The organism is Nostoc sp. (assembly GCF_036916985.1).
Taxonomy (GTDB): Bacteria; Cyanobacteriota; Cyanobacteriia; order Cyanobacteriales; family Nostocaceae; genus Nostoc.
Map to the genome: position 1 here is coordinate 97,068 of NZ_JBALFD010000055.1, position 16,826 is coordinate 113,893.

Below are 16,826 nucleotides of genomic sequence, written 5' to 3' on the forward strand. Positions count from 1 at the left end.
AATCTTATATTATCTCGAATCTCGTGAGTTGTCTTTGGATAAAATAGAATTATCCATTTGTAAAAGTGGTATCGGTGGTGAACTTGTTTGTCAGACGGAACCACCACCGATTAAACACTGTAATCGATTGCTATCAATCGATTCAATCTATATTTACGTTTCTACATAAATGCCTAATCCCAGAGGAACACCAGAAAATTTAGAACCAGGAAAAAGAAAAGGTGATGAACCATTAACCGAACAAGTTAACCTCCGTGTCACAAAAACTATGAAGGAAGAGATACAGCAACAAGATGATCCTCCTGAATTTTGTAGAGAGGCAATTCAGGAGAAGCTAGACAGGAATAAAGAGAAGTAATCTAAAGTTCTTGAGCTATTAGTCTAATAACTACAAAAATGCCCTCATGTTAAGAGGGCATTGTTATTGCTAAATCGAAAACGTGGAGTGAAAAAGTTGGAGAGTTGCTAAATTCTCCTCACAAATAAAAACTAACTAAATACGCGATTTGACAAATTTCTCTAACCTATCTATGCCCTTTTCAATCGTCGCCAAATCTGTGGCGTAGGAAAGGCGAATGTTGTCATCAGCGCCAAAGGCAATTCCGGGAATGACTGCAACTTGATGTTCTTCCAACAAAGCGTCACAAAATTCTAGGGATTTTAGACCGGTTTTGCTGATATCTGGGAACAGATAAAACGCGCCGTCTGGTTTTGCGGTACTCAAACCGGGAATGGCGTTGAGTCTGTCTAGCATTACCTGGCGGCGTTTGGCGAAGGCTTGGCGCATTTCTTCGACACAATCTTGAGAACTTTCTAGCGCTGCGATCGCACCATATTGGGCAAAGGTACACACGTTAGATGTACTATGCCCTTGAATGGTACTCGCTGCTTTAATGATTTCCACTGGGCCTGCTAAATAACCGAGACGCCACCCAGTCATAGAATAAGCTTTCGCAAAGCCATTACTAATCAAAGTGCGGTCAAAAATTTCCTTCCCAAGAGAACCGATGCTGATATGTTCTGCACCGTCGTAGAGAATCTTTTCGTAAATCTCATCAGAGACAACAAAGATATCTGCATCAACTATTACCTGCGCCAGTGCTTTGATTTCATCTGGCGTGTAAACCATCCCTGTAGGATTAGATGGGGAGTTGAGGATAAATAGCTTTGTTTTCGGCGTGATTGCTTTACGGAGTTGTTCGGGAGTAATTTTATAACCCGTCGTGGCATCTGTGGGCACAATTACTGAAACCCCGCCGACCAAAGTCACCATTTCGGGATAACTTAGCCAGTAGGGTGCGGGGATAATTACCTCATCACCTGGATCGATTAGCGCCACAATCAAGTTGTACAGAGAATGCTTACCGCCATTGGTGACGATGACATTCTCTGACTTGTAATCAAGACCGTTATCAATTTTAAGCTTATGGGCGATCGCTTCCCTTAACTTTGGTTCTCCGGCTGCTGCACCATATTTGGTTTTGCCTTCTTCCAAAGCTTTGACTGCTGCGGCTTTAATATGCGCTGGGGTATCAAAATCTGGTTCTCCAGCGCTAAAACTACAAACATCTATTCCCTCTGCCTTCAGTGCCTTAGCCTTGGCTGCGATCGCTAAGGTTAATGAAGGTGTTACCTGACTTACTCTTGCTGCCAGCTTCATTCTTACTATTTTTGGCAAATCTTTCACTTATCTAAGGATATCCCAGAATCCATACCAAGATTTGCTTTTTCTGAATTTGTTGGGGACTGGGGATCGGAGAGTGGGAAAGAATTCTTGACTCTTAACTATGTATCTTGTATAAACTTAGTTTTAGAATAAAATCAGTGTTTATATGCAGGTTAAGAAACTTTTCATTGCATCTTGTCTGTTAATTACTAGTCTTTTTATACCGAATGCTGCCATTGCTCAAAATCGCGGTACTCCGGGGAAATTTGACTTTTATGTACTGACACTTTCTTGGTCGCCAGATTATTGTGCGACAAATGGTAGCCGTGACCCGCAGCAGTGTGGTTCTGGAAGGAAACTTGGTTTTGTACTACATGGTTTGTGGCCGCAATACCAAACTGGCTATCCAGCTAATTGTTCTACACAAAAATTACCGACGGAAGTAAAGCGGCAGTTTCCCAATTTGTATCCTAGTAATAAACTTTACGATCATGAATGGGAAAAACATGGTACCTGTTCTGGGAAAACTCCTGCGGAATATTTGGGATTGAGTAAAAAATTAAAAGATGCGATCGCTATTCCCGCAGCTTATAATCGCCCTAATAAACCCGTGCGTACCACAATTACAAATTTTAAAAATTCATTTGTGAGTGCTAATAATAAAATTACCGCTGATGGTGTAGCACCTTTTTGTTCTGGTTCAGGAAGATTTTTACAAGAAGTCTTCTTTTGTTACTCCAAAAACGGCGAACCTGGTATTTGTAGCGCCGAGATTTTGAAGCGATCAAAAACAAGTTGTGGTCAGCCAGATTTTTTAGTGAGAAACGTTAGATAAAAATGGGCATTGGTCATTGGGCATGGGGCAGAGTGCGGGGGACGACCCTTCTCATTGATGTCAAGTTAAGCTGGAAATAGCTTATCTGTTGGCTTCCATGCCCGCCCGGAAATAAATAAATGAGTAATAAGTAATAAGTAATACCCATTACTCATTATTTATGACTTATTACTTCAAAAATAAATTTCTTTGGCTTTTAGCTTAACGTGAGTTCGACAAGTCTTATTTGACCTCTCCCCCAGCCCCTCTCCGACACGGAGAGGGGAGCAAAAAGCTTAATTTTTCGTTGCTCCTCCCTTTCCGTTTCGGAGAGGGAGGTTGGGAGGGAGAGGTTCATCAAACTCACGTTAGCTTAAGTCTACTGAAGTAGACTGGAGACTTTTGGCGATATTTTAGTCATCTTCAGATGACTTTAGCTATTATACGGGAATTTCAATTCCCGGCTGACAAGCGGTTTCGCGTTAAGTTGACACCAATGAACCCTTCTGCTCCCCTATCTCCTCATCTCCCCACTGCCTACAACTGTGATTTGAAGCTCCTTAATTTATTATTTACTATTTCTTATTTATTTCTTAACCTGTCTATTCTAATCTTCAATTGTAATTAGAACCCATTCTTATTTCGAGATAGCAAATGCAATCAGAGAATCTGTTCAGGAAAAGGTTGTATTTATAACCATAAATTTTTGTATAGCTCACTGAATTGCAATAATTCCAGTTTTTTTCCCAGTTTTAATAGTTTTTTCAACATAAATTATTTTTGTCAGGCTGCATTCTTGTCTTTTACTAGGAGTGCTAAATGGAATACTTATTTCTCGCTTTGGCGCTGGGTCTTGCACTCGCCTTCGAGTTTGTCAACGGTTTTCATGATACTGCAAATGCAGTTGCTACGGTCATTTACACTCACACCCTGAAGCCAAATATCGCCGTTGTTTGGTCAGGCTGTTGGAACCTAATTGGTGTGCTGACATCAACTGGAGCCGTTGCTTTTGGCATTATTGCCCTGCTTCCCGTTGAGTTGGTACTTAATGTTGGCTCAAGTGCAGGGTTTGCAATGGTCTTTGCACTTTTGATTTCGGCGATCATGTGGAACTTGGGAACTTGGTACTTGGGCTTACCTGCATCCAGTTCACATACCCTGATTGGCTCGATCATGGGTGTTGGTTTAGCAAATTCAATGTTAACTTCGGGTCATGTCTTTGGCGAGGGCGTGAATTGGTCAAAGGCGCAGGAAGTTTTCACATCTCTACTGGTTTCGCCAATTGTTGGATTCACCTGTGCTGCACTGCTGTTACTTCTGGCGAAGAGACTTATCAACCGACCAGAGTTGTACCGTGCGCCAGATGGGAGTAAACCACCGCCACCTTGGATACGTGCTTTGTTAATCTTGACGTGTACTGGTGTGAGCTTCGCCCACGGTTCAAATGATGGTCAAAAAGGTATGGGTTTGATCATGCTAATCTTGGTGGGTATCATACCAGGTATGTTTGCACTGAATATGGATACTGATACAGCTGCGATCGCTCAGTTGTCCGCAACATCCAACTCTGTGATTCAAGTGCTGCAACAACAAGCACCTGGAACATCATTAAATAACCAAAACATTAAAGATGAGCTTTCCAACTTCCTCAAACCAACCGCCGAAGCCAACGACAAAACATTCGCCGCTCTTGCTGCCGAGAGTCGTGTAATTGGAGATAAGCTTACTGGTAAGACGAGTTTCAAGCAGCTTTCAAAAGATGAACTTGGCTCATTACGAACCGATATGTATCTAGTAGCTGGAACAATTGGAAAGTTGGACAAGCAGAAAAAATTAACCGATCCCAAACAAGAAGCAGTACTTTCTAGCTATAAGAGCCAGTTGGATAAAGTAACTAAATTCATTCCCAATTGGGTAAAATTTGCCGTTGCTATTGCCCTGGGTCTTGGCACAATGATTGGTTGGAAGCGCATCGTAGTGACAGTGGGTGAAAAGATTGGCAAAGACCACCTGACCTACGCTCAAGGAGCTTCCGCCGAGTTAGTAGCTATGACAACCATTGGTGCTGCGGATTACTTCGGTCTACCAGTCAGCACCACTCACGTGCTGTCATCTGGTATAGCAGGTACAATGGCGGCAAATCATTCTGGTTTGCAAATGGACACCCTGAGAAATCTGCTGCTAGCCTGGGTGCTGACACTGCCAGTTTGCGTACTACTTGGTTCTGCTACATACGCGGGGGGCTTGTATATAGTCTTGAATATTCTGGGTTTGAAGTAGGATAATGGGGCATTGAAAAGTAAAAAGTAAAAAGGCAAAAGTAAAAAGAATCTTTTGCCTTTTACCTTTTGACTACTGCCCACTCCCTAAGCTATCGTCACATCTGGCGATAAATAAACATCCTGAATGGTATGAAACAGTTTTACACCTTCTTCAAAAGGACGTTGGAAGGTCTTTCGCCCAGAAATTAATCCTGAACCACCAGCGCGTTTGTTGATTACAGCAGTCCGAACTGCTTCGGCAAAGTCATTTTTACCAGTCGCGCCACCAGAATTAATCAACCCCACACGCCCAGAGTAGCAATTCAGTACTTGGTAACGAGTTAAATCAATTGGATGATCGGTTGTCAATTCTGTGTAAACTCGCTCATCGGTTCTGCCATAACTCTTACCAGTAGCTTTGGCAACTGCACCGTAACCATTGTTATTTTCGGGTAACTTTTGTTTGATAATGTCGGCTTCAATCGTTACACCCAAATGATTCGCCTGTCCGGTGAGGTCAGCCGCAAGGTCGTAATCTTTATCTTGTTTAAAGGCATTATTACGCAGATAACACCAGAGAATAGTCACCAAACCGAGTTCATGGGCGCGTTTAAAAGCTTGGCTGATTTCGTGAATTTGCCTGGTAGACTGCTCTGAACCAAAGTAAATTGTCGCACCTACGGCAGCCGCCCCTAAATTCCAAGCTTGTTCCACATCAGCAAACAACACCTGGTCAAATTGATTGGGGAAAGTCAGCAATTCGTTGTGATTGATTTTGGTGATAAAGGGAATTTTGTGGGCATATTTGCGCGAAACTATACCTAGTGTTCCCAAAGTGGTAGCAACAGCATTGCAATCTGCTGCGATCGCTAGCTTGACAATATTTTCTGGGTCAAAGTAAATCGGATTGGGCGCAAAAGACGCGCCTGCCGAGTGTTCAATACCTTGGTCTACTGGTAAAATCGAGAGATAACCTGTGTTTGCCAGACGACCAGTAGAGTAAAGTAACTGGAGATTACGCAATACTTGAGGATTGCGATCGCTGTTGAGCCAGATTCGATCTACAAAATCTGGCCCCGGCAAATGTATTAAATCACGAGAAACTTTTGCTTTGTGGGTAAGCAGGTCTTCAGCCTCTTTACCTAGCAATGACTCAATAGAATTAGCCTCTTTGAGCGTTGTAGTCATAGTATTATCCTCAAAGTTTGAGCAAATGACCTTGCCTTTAAGATAGCATTTTAATACTGCTAACCTGGTTGTACGGTCATTAATTATGTGTATTCTTTTTGAATATATAGCAATCTTCTTTTATAAATGAAAACCAAAAGGCTGAGATTTCCTACTTGTTTTAATAAGTCGGGAATCTTGTGATGAAGGATTAAGTAAGGCTATACTACCGGAAGTATTCAATCAACTTTCGGAATTGAGGTTTTCAAGTTCAGTTACCAATATCAAACAGTACAATTCTACTATCTTTGGCTTATAGCTGAAAATTGAAAACCCATCTTCCCCCGATTGTGGGAATAATTGTGAACAAAATAACTGTAATTCTATGAGTAAGTTTCAAATTGATATCGACTTTAGCAGTATAGATTTAGCTTCCCTTGAGACAGAAGAAGATTTTCAAAGAGAGGCAAAAATTTTACTCCCAAAGGCACTGGTCAAACTAGGTGAAAGTGTGGGTGAAAAGACTTGGGAAGAATTACAGGAAAAGCTGCAAGGAACTGGAGGTAAACTCAAATCTTCACCCAGCGAGAAACGTAGATTTATTCAAGAAACCGGAAGAACTTATCAACGAAATGCTAGTAACAGAGAAAAACAAGAACTGGAAGAATATATAGTAGAGCAATTACGCCAGCACAAGTAGTATTTGTCATAAGTTAACTTATCAGACATGATTCAAATAAACCAGCGGCGAATCAACTCCACTTGGAAGCGATAGCCGTCGTCAACTTCCTCAATTAACTCGCGTTGCAACAGCAATTTGAAAGTAATGTCAGCATCAGGAAATTGTTGCAATAGAGTTTGGCGGCTAACTATAACCCCTTCTCCTTGAGCGGCGATAAAATGTAGAATAGCTTGTCCAGTGGCGTCTACTTGATTGTTTTGAATGTCAGCAAAGAAAAAGCCCCCACTTTGCAAAGCTTCTGGTATCGCGGCTTCCACATCCGCTAAAGTTGCTAATCGCCGAATAGAGGGGTCTTGCTCGTTTTTAAGGACAATAATTTCTGCACAGAGTAGTTGTACTAAAAATGGGTGACAACGGGTGAGTTGTAGCACTCTTTCAACGGCGTTGGGTTCATAGCGGAGGGTAAAATCTTTGACGGGACGTTCAATTAATTGTCGTGCTTCCGCTTCTTTGAGGTACGAGATATGCACTACTTGGACATTAATAAGATAACTAGCCCAGCGCTGATATTCTTCGATAGTATGAGAGCCAGCTAGTAAAACCTTGAAGCGGGGACGATGTTGGATGAGGTGACGCAGCATTCCTAAAACATCCTGTTCATCAAAGCGACCTTTGGCTATGGCACTGTCTAGCACCTCGAATTCATCTAGCGCTAGTAAAGCGGTATTTTGTTCTAGAGCCTGTTCTACTTTATCTAGCCATTCATAGAAATAAGTGAAGGGGTCAGATTTTAGAACTTCGCGGGCTAGGGACGGTAGAGTTACACCTTGCTTTTTCGCTGACTTCTCCATCTCTCTAGCCAGATTGTAGAGAAAACCTGCATGGTCACTAGCTGATGAAGGTGCGCCTTGCAGGTCTATAAACATGGGGATGATATTACTAGGTAGTAACTTTCCTATATTGTTGAGGAGAGAAGTTTTACCCATACGTCGCTGACCGTATAGTAGCAGAGGTGGACGACGGCGATCGCGCCATCATTCTTCATGGAGAATCTGCTGTGAGTATATCAGGTTTTTATACTAGCTAAATAGCTTTGGTATTTAGCGATCGCCTCTTGCACTCTAGAAATTATAGTCATCCTGAACTTAACTAATAATCAACTAATAACTCGTCTAATGGATGACTATTTCTCAACTCCGTTCTCAGCTAGCACCAAGTTGTAATGGAAATGTAAGGAATTAAGGGCTTTAAAAATGAAACGAGAATTGGGAATTCTGCAAATTACCTTATCGCTTTGCGGAGTGATGATGTTTGGTACAGTAACTTACGCTGCGATTAATATGGTAAATGGTCAATACCAAGTTGAAATAGCGCTGAATAATAAGGGACTCATCATTAAGTCAGATATTGACAAAAGGCAATGCAAACCAGTAGAGGACATTGCCCAAAAACAAGAAAGCACAAATTTAGACCAGAAGACAATTAATTAGGAGTAAAAATCGGTAATGAGTTAGAAGTTATTAATTCTAACTCATTGTGAATGAACCTCTGAGCTTTGTGGTTTTTTTTACGAACCGCAAAGGCGCAAAGGACGCAAAGAAAGAGGAGAAATATATCTAGAAAATGAAGTAAAGCGGTGCGTTAGTCTTTAGTGTAACGTACCTTACCAAAACACTAAAGGAGTAGAAATTAATAAGGAGTTAGGAATAAATAACTCCTAACTCATAACTCCTAACTTTTTACACCGCACAAGTCAACTCGCCGGCTTTTTGACTAAAGCGGTGATTCTCCCGATAGTCTACGGGACAATCTATCACGGCGGGTACATCTTGAGCGAGGGCTTCTTTGAGTGTGGGAATCAAATCTAAAGCGGATTCAACTCGGTAGCCTTTTAAACCCATGCTTTCGGCAAATTTGACAAAATCAGGATTGCTAAAATGCACAAAAGATGAGTTTCCTTTGCCAAATTGATTTTCTTGCTTCCACTCAATTAACCCATAGCCTCCATCATTGAAAATTATCGTGACAAAGGGCGTACCAACACGCAAGGCTGTTTCTAATTCCTGAGAATTCATCATAAAGCCGCCATCGCCTGTTACAGCAACTACTTTGCGTTTAGGATGAACCAGTTTTGCTGCTAAAGCACCAGGAATGGCAATACCCATAGCCGCGAAGCCGTTGGAAATTATGCAAGTATTGGGACTATGGCAATGATAATGACGAGCCATCCACATTTTATGTGCGCCAACATCAGAGATGACGATATCATCTGGGCCCATCACTTGGCGTAAGTCATAAATTAACTTTTGCGGCTTAATAGGGAATCCGTCATCATGGGCATACTGTTCGTAATCAGCCCGAATCTCTGATCTTAAGCTAATAGCAAAAGGATCGGGTTTGCCTTGTCTGTCTGCTAATTTTAAGATTTCATAGAGGGAATCGGAAATATCTCCCACGACTTCGGCGTTGGGAATATAACTACTATCAATTTCTGCTGGACTTACCCCAATATGCACAATGGGAATTTCACCATTACGATTCCATTTCTTGGGGGAAAACTCAATCAAATCATAGCCGATCGCAATTACTAAATCTGTGTTATCAAAAGCACAGGTAATGAAATCTCTTTGCTGTAATCCCACTGACCACAATGCTAATTGATGTGTATAGGGAATCACGCCTTTACCCATGAAAGTATTGGCAACAGGTATATTCAGCAAGGTGGCAAATTGCGTTACGGCATCACTTGCATGAGCGCGAATTGCCCCATTTCCGACTAAGATTAATGGGTTCACAGCTTGGCAAATTGCGGCGGCGGCTGCCCGAATGCTAGCAAAAGAGGCATAAGTTTTTTCGCTATTATCCTTACGTAAAGGTTTGCCTTCTACAGGCATGGCAGCAATATTTTCTGGTAAATCGATGTGAACTGCACCAGGTTTTTCCGATTGCGATCGCTTAAATGCTTTCCGTACTACTTCTGGTGTAATACTCGGTCGCACAATCTGCTTATTCCACTTGGTAACAGGTGCAAACATTGCCACCAAATCTAAATATTGATGGGATTCAATATGCATTCTATCTGTTCCCACCTGACCAGTAATCGCCACTAAGGGCGCACCATCGAGGTTAGCATCTGCTACCCCAGTCATTAAGTTGGTTGCCCCAGGGCCAAGAGTAGAAAGACACACTCCAGCTTTTCCGGTTAAGCGTCCATAGACATCGGCCATGAATGCTGCACCCTGTTCATGACGAGTTGTAATAAATTTAATCGAAGAATGTTTTAAGGCTTCCAAAACGTGCAGGTTTTCTTCACCAGGAAGTCCAAAAATATATTGCACTCCTTCATTTTCTAGACACTGCACCAATAATTCTGCTGTATTCATTTTATTTCCTAACTATTGACAATATTGAGAACTGGGGACTGGTGACTAGGGACTGGAGAACTGGAAAAATCCTTCCTAATACCTAATCGCTAATTCTTAATATCTAATCCCAATACCCAGTCCCCAATACCCAATCCCTAATACCCAGTCCCCAATCCCTATCATTTAACCCAGACTGTTTTCACGTTGACAAACTCATGTATACCTTGGATACTCAATTCTCTGCCATATCCAGAACGCTTGATGCCACCAAAGGGCAACCGAGGATCGGATTTGACCATACTGTTGATAAACACGGCACCGGCTTCGATTTCCTCAACTAAGCGATCGCTCTCTTGGTTGTTGGTTGTCCAAGCACTTGCACCTAAGCCAAAGGGGGTGTCATTAGCGAGTTTAATGGCGGCATCAATATCTGGAACCCGGAATAACAAGGCTACCGGGCCAAAGAATTCTTCTTTGGCGATTGGTGTATCAGGCGGGATATCTATGATAATCGTTGGCGGATAAAAGTTTCCAGGACGATCTGATAAAGGATGTCCACCAGTGAGGACTTTACCACCGTTGCTGATGGCGTCTTGCACTTGTTTATCTAAATCCTGGAGGATACCAGGTGTTGCCAGTGGGCCTAAATCGGTATCTGGTTGCATAGGATCGCCTACTTTTAGCGCCTGAAATTTTTCTAAAAGCAATTTTTCAAATTTGTCTGCGATCGCATCTGCGACAATAAAACGTTTCGCTGCAATACATGATTGCCCGTTATTTAACATCCGCGCTGTAGTTGCTGTGACAACTGCTGTCTCTAAGTCAGCACTTTCTAACACAATAAACGGGTCACTTCCTCCCAATTCCAAAACTGTTTTTTTGATTTGTTTGCCGGCGGCGACGGCGAGGGATATACCTGCTGGTTCGCTTCCTGTCAAGGTAGCAGCTTTTACGCGGTCATCAGCAATTAAATCGGCAACTTTGGCAGCGCCTATTAATAAAGTTTGAAACGCGCCTCCAGGAAAACCTGCCCGTCGGATAATATCTTCTATTGCTAAAGCACACTGCGGTACGTTAGAAGCGTGTTTGAGTAAGCCGACATTCCCTGCCATCAGAGCTGGTGCGGCAAAGCGGAACACTTGCCAAAAGGGGAAATTCCACGGCATCACCGCGAGAATCGCACCCATTGGTTGATAACGTACAAAACTCTGACTGGCATCAGTTTTTATACTGACATCAGCGAGAAAACTAGGGGCGTGTTCGGCATAGTAGCGACAGACGAGGGCGCATTTTTCAACTTCCGCGATCGCAGCTTTAAATGGTTTACCCATTTCTAGAGTCATTAACTTCGCAAATTCTGCTTTGTCTTGCTCTAAAATATCGGCAGCTTTTTCGAGCCACTGCGATCGCGTCAAAAAACTAGTCTGACGATACTGTTCAAAAGTCTGATTAGCTAAATCGAGTTTAGCGACAATTTCTGTATCATTGAGCGCCTCAAAGGTTTTGAGCGTCTCCCCAGTGGCGGGATTAATGGTGGCGATCGCCATTACCTGACCTCCCGTTAAAAAATAGCTTGAAGTAGGCTTCCTAATGTTATACATATAAACTGAGGAAGCTACCACCCAAATTCTAGTCTTTTAGCCAAAAATTAGCTGCTGAATATTACAATTTCGCAATTTTAATTGAATTAAAGTATACCAATCGATAAGTATTAATATTGATGAATTCAATACAAGTAAAGTTGCTATAATTTGCACAATTGAGGAATCAAGCTATGACTCAAGTCTTAGGCAAAGTAGTTACATTTGATGAGTTCGTTGCTAAATATCCAGATAACAGGGGACAACGTTACGAATTATATGACGGAGTAGTAGTAGAAATACCGCAACCAACAGGCGACCATGAAGAGATTGTTGTATTTTTATCAACAAAAATCACTTTAGAATATAGTCGTCTCAGTCTAACCTATGGTATACCAAAAACAGTATTAGTTAAACCACTTGAAAATGAATCAGCTTACTCGCCAGATTTGCTGCTCCTAAATCTTACTAATTTAGTTAATGAACCTCTGTGGAAAAAAGCATCAACTGTTACTCAAGCAGCATCAATCCCTTTAGTAATTGAGGTGGTAAGTACAAACTGGCGTGATGATTATCTGAAAAAATACGCTGACTATGAAGAAATGGGAATTTCTGAATACTGGATTGTTGATTATAGTGCATTGGGCGGTAGGGAATTTATTGGCAAACCCAAACAACCGACTATTTTAATTTGCTGTTTAGAAGAAGGTGAGTATCGCGTTAGTAAATTTCGAGGAAATGATCGTATCCAGTCGACAACTTTTCCAGAGTTAGATTTGACAGCAGAGCAAATTTTTAGTGCTGGTATGATCAGCTAAAATAAATTCCCTGTAGAGACGGCGATTTATCGCGTCTCTTTAACCGTGAAATTCATTTTGATAGATGAATCAAATTTCAATTTCTCTTCTTTACCTCTTAACTTTGCGCTCTTTGCGTCCTTCTCTAACGAGACGCTGCGCGAATGCGGTTCGTTCTCTTAACCCTCAAATTTAATGGGACAAACCACTAAATGGGTTACAGAATCTAGACCTCAAAGCCCAATCCCTAAAGATTAATAATTGGAGCAATGATAGTTGGCACTTGCTGCAAATTTGTCTGATAAACCTTAACTAGTCGCTCAATCCCTTTGAAACGATAATCTCCCATTTCTTGGAAGTCTGAGGGTTGTGAAAGCATTTTATGGGTAGCTTCACTAATCACGCATTCACTAGGAGGACAAACTGCTTCCATCCGAGCGGCAAGATTAATCGTCGCGCCTAATGCTGTATAATCTACCCTTTGGGAACTACCGACATCTCCCACAACAGCCTTACCGCTATTAATCGCAATGCGTAATTGCAGAGGTTCGTGCCAAAAACCATTGGCATTAAGATGTTCGAGGCGAGTAAGCATTCCCTTGGCAGCGGTAACAGCGCGATCGGCGTGATCTAGTTGCGGTTCTGGAGCGCCAAAAAATGCCATAATGCAATCGCCAATGTATTTATCTAAAGTGCCGCCGCAAGTAAACACTTCTTTTAGCATTTCTTCAAATAAATTATTTAATAGTTGAGCGATCGCAGTTGGTGTTAACCTTTCAGAAATTGCCGTAAACCCAACTAAATCCGCGAACAAAATACTGATTTCGCTCTCAGCGGGAGCTAAACGACCACCTGGTAATCCACCTACAGAGATTAACTGCTGTACAACTGCGGGAGAATGATAACGTTCTAGTCGGTGACGAATCATCTCTTCAGTTTTGAGTTTCTCTACTAATAGCCAACGTTGCACACTAGAAGCCACAAGGTTTGCTAAAGCTGAGAAAAAGCTCAATTCTTCTTCGCCTTCATTAGCCCAATGGTAAGAAGAAAAGTTGGCATCTGCATATAGTACGCCTACAACTTTATTTTCATCCCATAAAGGCACAGCCATCGCGCTGCGAATGCCTTTGACTAAAATACTCTGTTCGCTAGCAAACCGTTCATCCTGATGAGTATCACCAGTTTGAATGACGACTTTTTCCTCAAATACCTTTTGACAGATACTACGACTAATCCAACTACCATCAGCGGGGAGATGTTTTTGTTGAGAAATATTTCTAGTAGCAGCATTCACTAATTCCAATTGGCCGCAACCATTGACATCAATGAGTAATGCCAAGCGATCGATACTATCAAGGTAACGAAAAACTACTTGCTGTACTTGAGAAAAAATCTCTTCTATAGAGGCTGCTGCACAGAGATTTTTCGCTATGTCTACTAAATCTTTGAGACGGGCAATGGTTTTGTCTTTATTATTGATGTTGCCATCCTTGCTATCAGCTGCAATCCATTGCTGTTGTAGTTGTTCGACATTGTGAAGAATTGTTCTTTGCTCATTAATGTCCGAAATTCCGGGATACCCAGGTGTCGGTTGAGAAACAGGGCTGGTGAGCAGTACTACCAGGCTAACATTGCCCAGCCAAATGATATCGCCGTGATGTAACTCTTGGGGATAGTTAACAAGATATTTATTGACTTGCGTTCCGTTTTTGCTGCCCATATCCTCAATAGTCCACACCCCGTCAGCTGTTTTCACCAGGCGAGCATGGTTGCGGGATACTCCAGCAAAAGGTAAGTACAAGTTACATTCCGGCAAACGACCAATTGTAAATACATCTTGGTCAACTGCGATCGTTGTCTCGTTATCTCCCTCTTGTAGGCGTAGTGTGAGTTCAGTCATGGGTGTGATAGATCCATCGAAGCTAGGGGTCAAGCAACTTTAAGGTTAAGTTATACCCTACAGGTTAACCTTCACCTTTGCTTTATGACACTGTTAAATGCATTCCGACAACTGCATGTGACAGATATTACATTAAATAATGCTCTTGTGATGGAGCGATCGCATCTGTGACATCACCTGAAAAAGTAGTACATCAAACAGTTCTGACCTACTACTATCACTCAGTTTTTACTAAAGTCGAGTGTCCAGATTTTTGAACACTACTCAAAAACAGGCTGAAAATGATTGTAATTTAATTGGGCGGTAATTCTAAACTAATTTCACCCAACAACCCTTTGCGGAAATCTGTTAAAAGTTGCCTTGCAGCCCGCTCTATATCACCTTTGTAACGATGCTCCGCTAAGGCGTGTAAATAGGTATCTCCGGTGTCTGATGTTGAATCGAGTTGATAACGAGACTCTAATGGTTTTTTTGGTAATAAATCTGCGGCTACAGCTTCCAAATAGTTAAGTAAATCCACTAGGGCTGCTGCTACTAGCTGGTTATCGTAAGATGCTTCACCAATATCATCACAAATAGCTAATTTTAATGCTGCGTCTTGGTCTTCTAATCTTAGAGGGATGACACCAGGAGCATCTAGCAATTCCAAATGTTCGGAAATTCGCACCCAGCGTAGTTGACGAGTTACCCCAGGACGGGCTGCACTTTCTACTACTCGCTTTCCCAACAGGCGGTTAATTAAAGCTGATTTACCGACATTAGGAAAACCAATCACCACAGCCCGCACTGGACGGGGTAACATCCCGCGATCGCTTCTTCTTTGATTGAGTTCTACCCCAGCGGCTTGTGCTGCCCGTGCTACTTCTGCTATACCTTTACCATGTTGAGCGTTGGTAAAATAAGGGATTTCTCCTTGACGTTTAAACCAATCGATCCATAGCGATCGCATTTGTGGCGTAATCATATCTACTCGGTTAAGTATCAGCACCCGTGTTTTACCTTCCACCCATTCCCCTATTTGGGGATGGTGAGTCGCTAAGGGAATCCGGGCATCTCGTACCTCAAATACTACATCTACGCGCTTCAGCTGTTCTTTGAGCTTCCTTTCGGCTTTTGCAATGTGACCTGGATACCATTGAATCAGGTTTAATCTATAGTTTTGAGTTATGGCCATTTTTGATTATTAACTATTAATTACTTATTATCGCCAATAAGAGGGATTGGGGAGAATAATACCTTCTAACTCTTGTAGAGACGCGATTAATCGCGTCTCTACTCCTAACTTATCACTCCTAACTCAGCACTCATCACTCATCACTCTCTTTGGCTTGATGTAAAATAAGGCGATTACCATCAGGGTCATAGGCATAAATTTCTTTGCCGTGGGAAGCAATGGAAATTTCTCCTGGTGGAGGATAGCCCAAAGATGTTAGGTGAGCGATCGCATTTTCTAAGTTGCTCACCTCTAAACACAAACTTATCTTACTTTTGGTGTAGAAATAAAGTGGTGCAGGGGTCGTAGTTTTGGCGGTTCCCGTTGTTAACACAGCATTAGCGAGTCCGAGAGTGTCACTCTCAAACCCGAAAGGGTTGTCGTTAGATATCGCTTCAAATTCAGATTCGTTTGTGTTCTTTGGTTGAAAAATACCTAATCGCATACCAACCAAATTAAACTCAGCATAAGCATTCGGTGTCAAAAGAACTGGCTTTTGCTCCAACAATTTAGTATAGAAATTTACTAAATTTTCCCAATTAACCGATGCTATGGTGACAAATGCGTTAGTGTACTGTAAAACCATATTTGCCCGTATCTTTGAACTTTTAACTTACTAGTACAGCACGGCGGAAATCAACCAAGCATTATTGTGAGAAACTAAGAAAGTAGAGTCAAAGCAGTTTAGGCTGAAAACAAGGGAACCACGTGTGGCACAATTGCTCATATAACTTCAGGAGTACTTACGGTGAATCAGATACAACTGACTTTAACTATTAGTTATTTGTTAATGTCATGCTATTTTTTAAGCAATTGGTTAATATTTTCCCTACGTAATCCTACTTCCACTTCCGAAGATAAATTTTTATCCTTTGTGATGTTTCTGGTAACAACTATCTTCTGGCCTCTGATGATTCCTATATCTTGTTTAGAAATGGCTCAAAAAAAGCGAATACAATTTAGTAAAATAATTCCTGTTCTCTTAGCAATATTTGTATTTAGTATTTCATATTATTTAACCGAATAATTCATAATTACTCGTCACCAACTGCATAGATTCAAGAAGATATTTTAAACATTTATTTTCATATATTTTGACGATTAGAAATCACCGCTACACACATGAAGAGTCCTGAGTTCCGTTAGCGGTAGCGGGGCGTTTAGCCCGTGCTGAGTTCTGAGTAGTTTTTTACTTACTCAGCACTCAGGACTGAGTAAGTAAAACCCATCTAAGCAGGTTAAAAAACCCTTGATTTCGCATTATTAGTCCACGGAGGTGGACTTTGCTTCTGGAGTTTAGACTAGGCAACAAGAAAAGACTCAGCAACGCTGAGTTGAAAAGAAACAGACTTCAGAGATGAAAATCTACAGCACTAAGCAG

14 protein-coding genes are annotated in these 16,826 nt (G+C 41.7%); 6 read left to right on the forward strand and 8 right to left on the reverse strand.

Going from position 1 to position 16,826, the window contains the following annotated elements; all coding sequences use genetic code 11:
• Nucleotides 1-169: 169 nt before the first annotated feature.
• The gene (locus tag V7L07_RS19320; RefSeq protein WP_334706471.1) at nt 170-358 is read left to right on the forward strand and encodes a hypothetical protein; all 189 of its coding nucleotides are present in this window, start codon (nt 170-172) and stop codon (nt 356-358) included.
• Nucleotides 359-493: 135 nt separating this feature from the next.
• Here the strand turns inward: V7L07_RS19320 and V7L07_RS19325 are convergent, their stop codons facing one another.
• Nucleotides 494-1,660, reverse strand: coding sequence for a pyridoxal phosphate-dependent aminotransferase (locus V7L07_RS19325; RefSeq protein WP_335060512.1), 1,167 nt, complete (start codon nt 1,658-1,660; stop codon nt 494-496).
• Between the two features lie 172 nt (nt 1,661-1,832).
• Here V7L07_RS19325 and V7L07_RS19330 point away from each other — a divergent pair, with 172 nt between their 5' ends.
• Together V7L07_RS19330 and V7L07_RS19335 are read left to right on the forward strand one after the other, a co-directional pair.
• A complete protein-coding gene (locus V7L07_RS19330; protein ID WP_335060514.1) occupies nt 1,833-2,501 on the forward strand; it encodes a ribonuclease T2 family protein in 669 nt (222 codons plus the stop codon).
• A 798-nt stretch (nt 2,502-3,299) separates the two neighbouring features.
• Nucleotides 3,300-4,760 (forward strand): inorganic phosphate transporter, encoded by a 1,461-nt coding sequence (locus V7L07_RS19335; protein ID WP_335060516.1) that lies wholly within the window; start codon nt 3,300-3,302, stop codon nt 4,758-4,760.
• A gap of 86 nt (nt 4,761-4,846) precedes the next feature.
• Here the strand turns inward: V7L07_RS19335 and V7L07_RS19340 are convergent, their stop codons facing one another.
• A complete protein-coding gene (locus V7L07_RS19340; protein WP_335060518.1) occupies nt 4,847-5,929 on the reverse strand; it encodes a class I fructose-bisphosphate aldolase in 1,083 nt (360 codons plus the stop codon).
• Nucleotides 5,930-6,293: 364 nt separating this feature from the next.
• On the opposite strand from V7L07_RS19340, the gene V7L07_RS19345 reads away from it, so the two are divergent.
• Nucleotides 6,294-6,608, forward strand: a complete 315-nt coding sequence (locus tag V7L07_RS19345) for a hypothetical protein (RefSeq protein ID WP_335060520.1) — start codon at nt 6,294-6,296, stop codon at nt 6,606-6,608.
• 32 nt (nt 6,609-6,640) lie between these two features.
• On the opposite strand, the gene V7L07_RS19350 is transcribed toward V7L07_RS19345, so the two are convergent.
• On the reverse strand, nt 6,641-7,600 hold the full coding sequence (locus V7L07_RS19350; protein WP_335060540.1) for an AAA family ATPase: 960 nt from the start codon (nt 7,598-7,600) through the stop codon (nt 6,641-6,643).
• A gap of 243 nt (nt 7,601-7,843) precedes the next feature.
• On the opposite strand from V7L07_RS19350, the gene V7L07_RS19355 reads away from it, so the two are divergent.
• Complete coding sequence (locus V7L07_RS19355; protein WP_335060522.1) at nt 7,844-8,080, forward strand: hypothetical protein; 237 nt, start codon at nt 7,844-7,846, stop codon at nt 8,078-8,080.
• Between the two features lie 249 nt (nt 8,081-8,329).
• On the opposite strand, the gene V7L07_RS19360 is transcribed toward V7L07_RS19355, so the two are convergent.
• Entirely contained in the window at nt 8,330-9,973 is a 1,644-nt protein-coding gene (locus tag V7L07_RS19360; RefSeq protein ID WP_335060524.1) for an acetolactate synthase large subunit, read from the reverse strand.
• A gap of 161 nt (nt 9,974-10,134) precedes the next feature.
• The gene (locus tag V7L07_RS19365; protein WP_335060542.1) at nt 10,135-11,502 is read right to left on the reverse strand and encodes an NAD-dependent succinate-semialdehyde dehydrogenase; all 1,368 of its coding nucleotides are present in this window, start codon (nt 11,500-11,502) and stop codon (nt 10,135-10,137) included.
• A 227-nt stretch (nt 11,503-11,729) separates the two neighbouring features.
• Between V7L07_RS19365 and V7L07_RS19370 the strand changes: the two genes are divergently transcribed.
• Nucleotides 11,730-12,353, forward strand: coding sequence for a Uma2 family endonuclease (locus V7L07_RS19370; protein WP_335060526.1), 624 nt, complete (start codon nt 11,730-11,732; stop codon nt 12,351-12,353).
• A 226-nt stretch (nt 12,354-12,579) separates the two neighbouring features.
• On the opposite strand, the gene V7L07_RS19375 is transcribed toward V7L07_RS19370, so the two are convergent.
• The 3 genes from V7L07_RS19375 to V7L07_RS19385 all read right to left on the reverse strand — a co-directional run bounded on the left by V7L07_RS19375 (nt 12,580) and on the right by V7L07_RS19385 (nt 16,031).
• Nucleotides 12,580-14,232, reverse strand: coding sequence for an adenylate/guanylate cyclase domain-containing protein (locus V7L07_RS19375; RefSeq protein WP_335060528.1), 1,653 nt, complete (start codon nt 14,230-14,232; stop codon nt 12,580-12,582).
• A gap of 292 nt (nt 14,233-14,524) precedes the next feature.
• Nucleotides 14,525-15,406 (reverse strand): ribosome biogenesis GTPase YlqF, encoded by an 882-nt coding sequence (gene ylqF / locus V7L07_RS19380; protein WP_335060530.1) that lies wholly within the window; start codon nt 15,404-15,406, stop codon nt 14,525-14,527.
• Between the two features lie 133 nt (nt 15,407-15,539).
• The gene (locus V7L07_RS19385; RefSeq protein ID WP_335060531.1) at nt 15,540-16,031 is read right to left on the reverse strand and encodes a VOC family protein; all 492 of its coding nucleotides are present in this window, start codon (nt 16,029-16,031) and stop codon (nt 15,540-15,542) included.
• Nucleotides 16,032-16,826 lie beyond the last annotated feature (795 nt).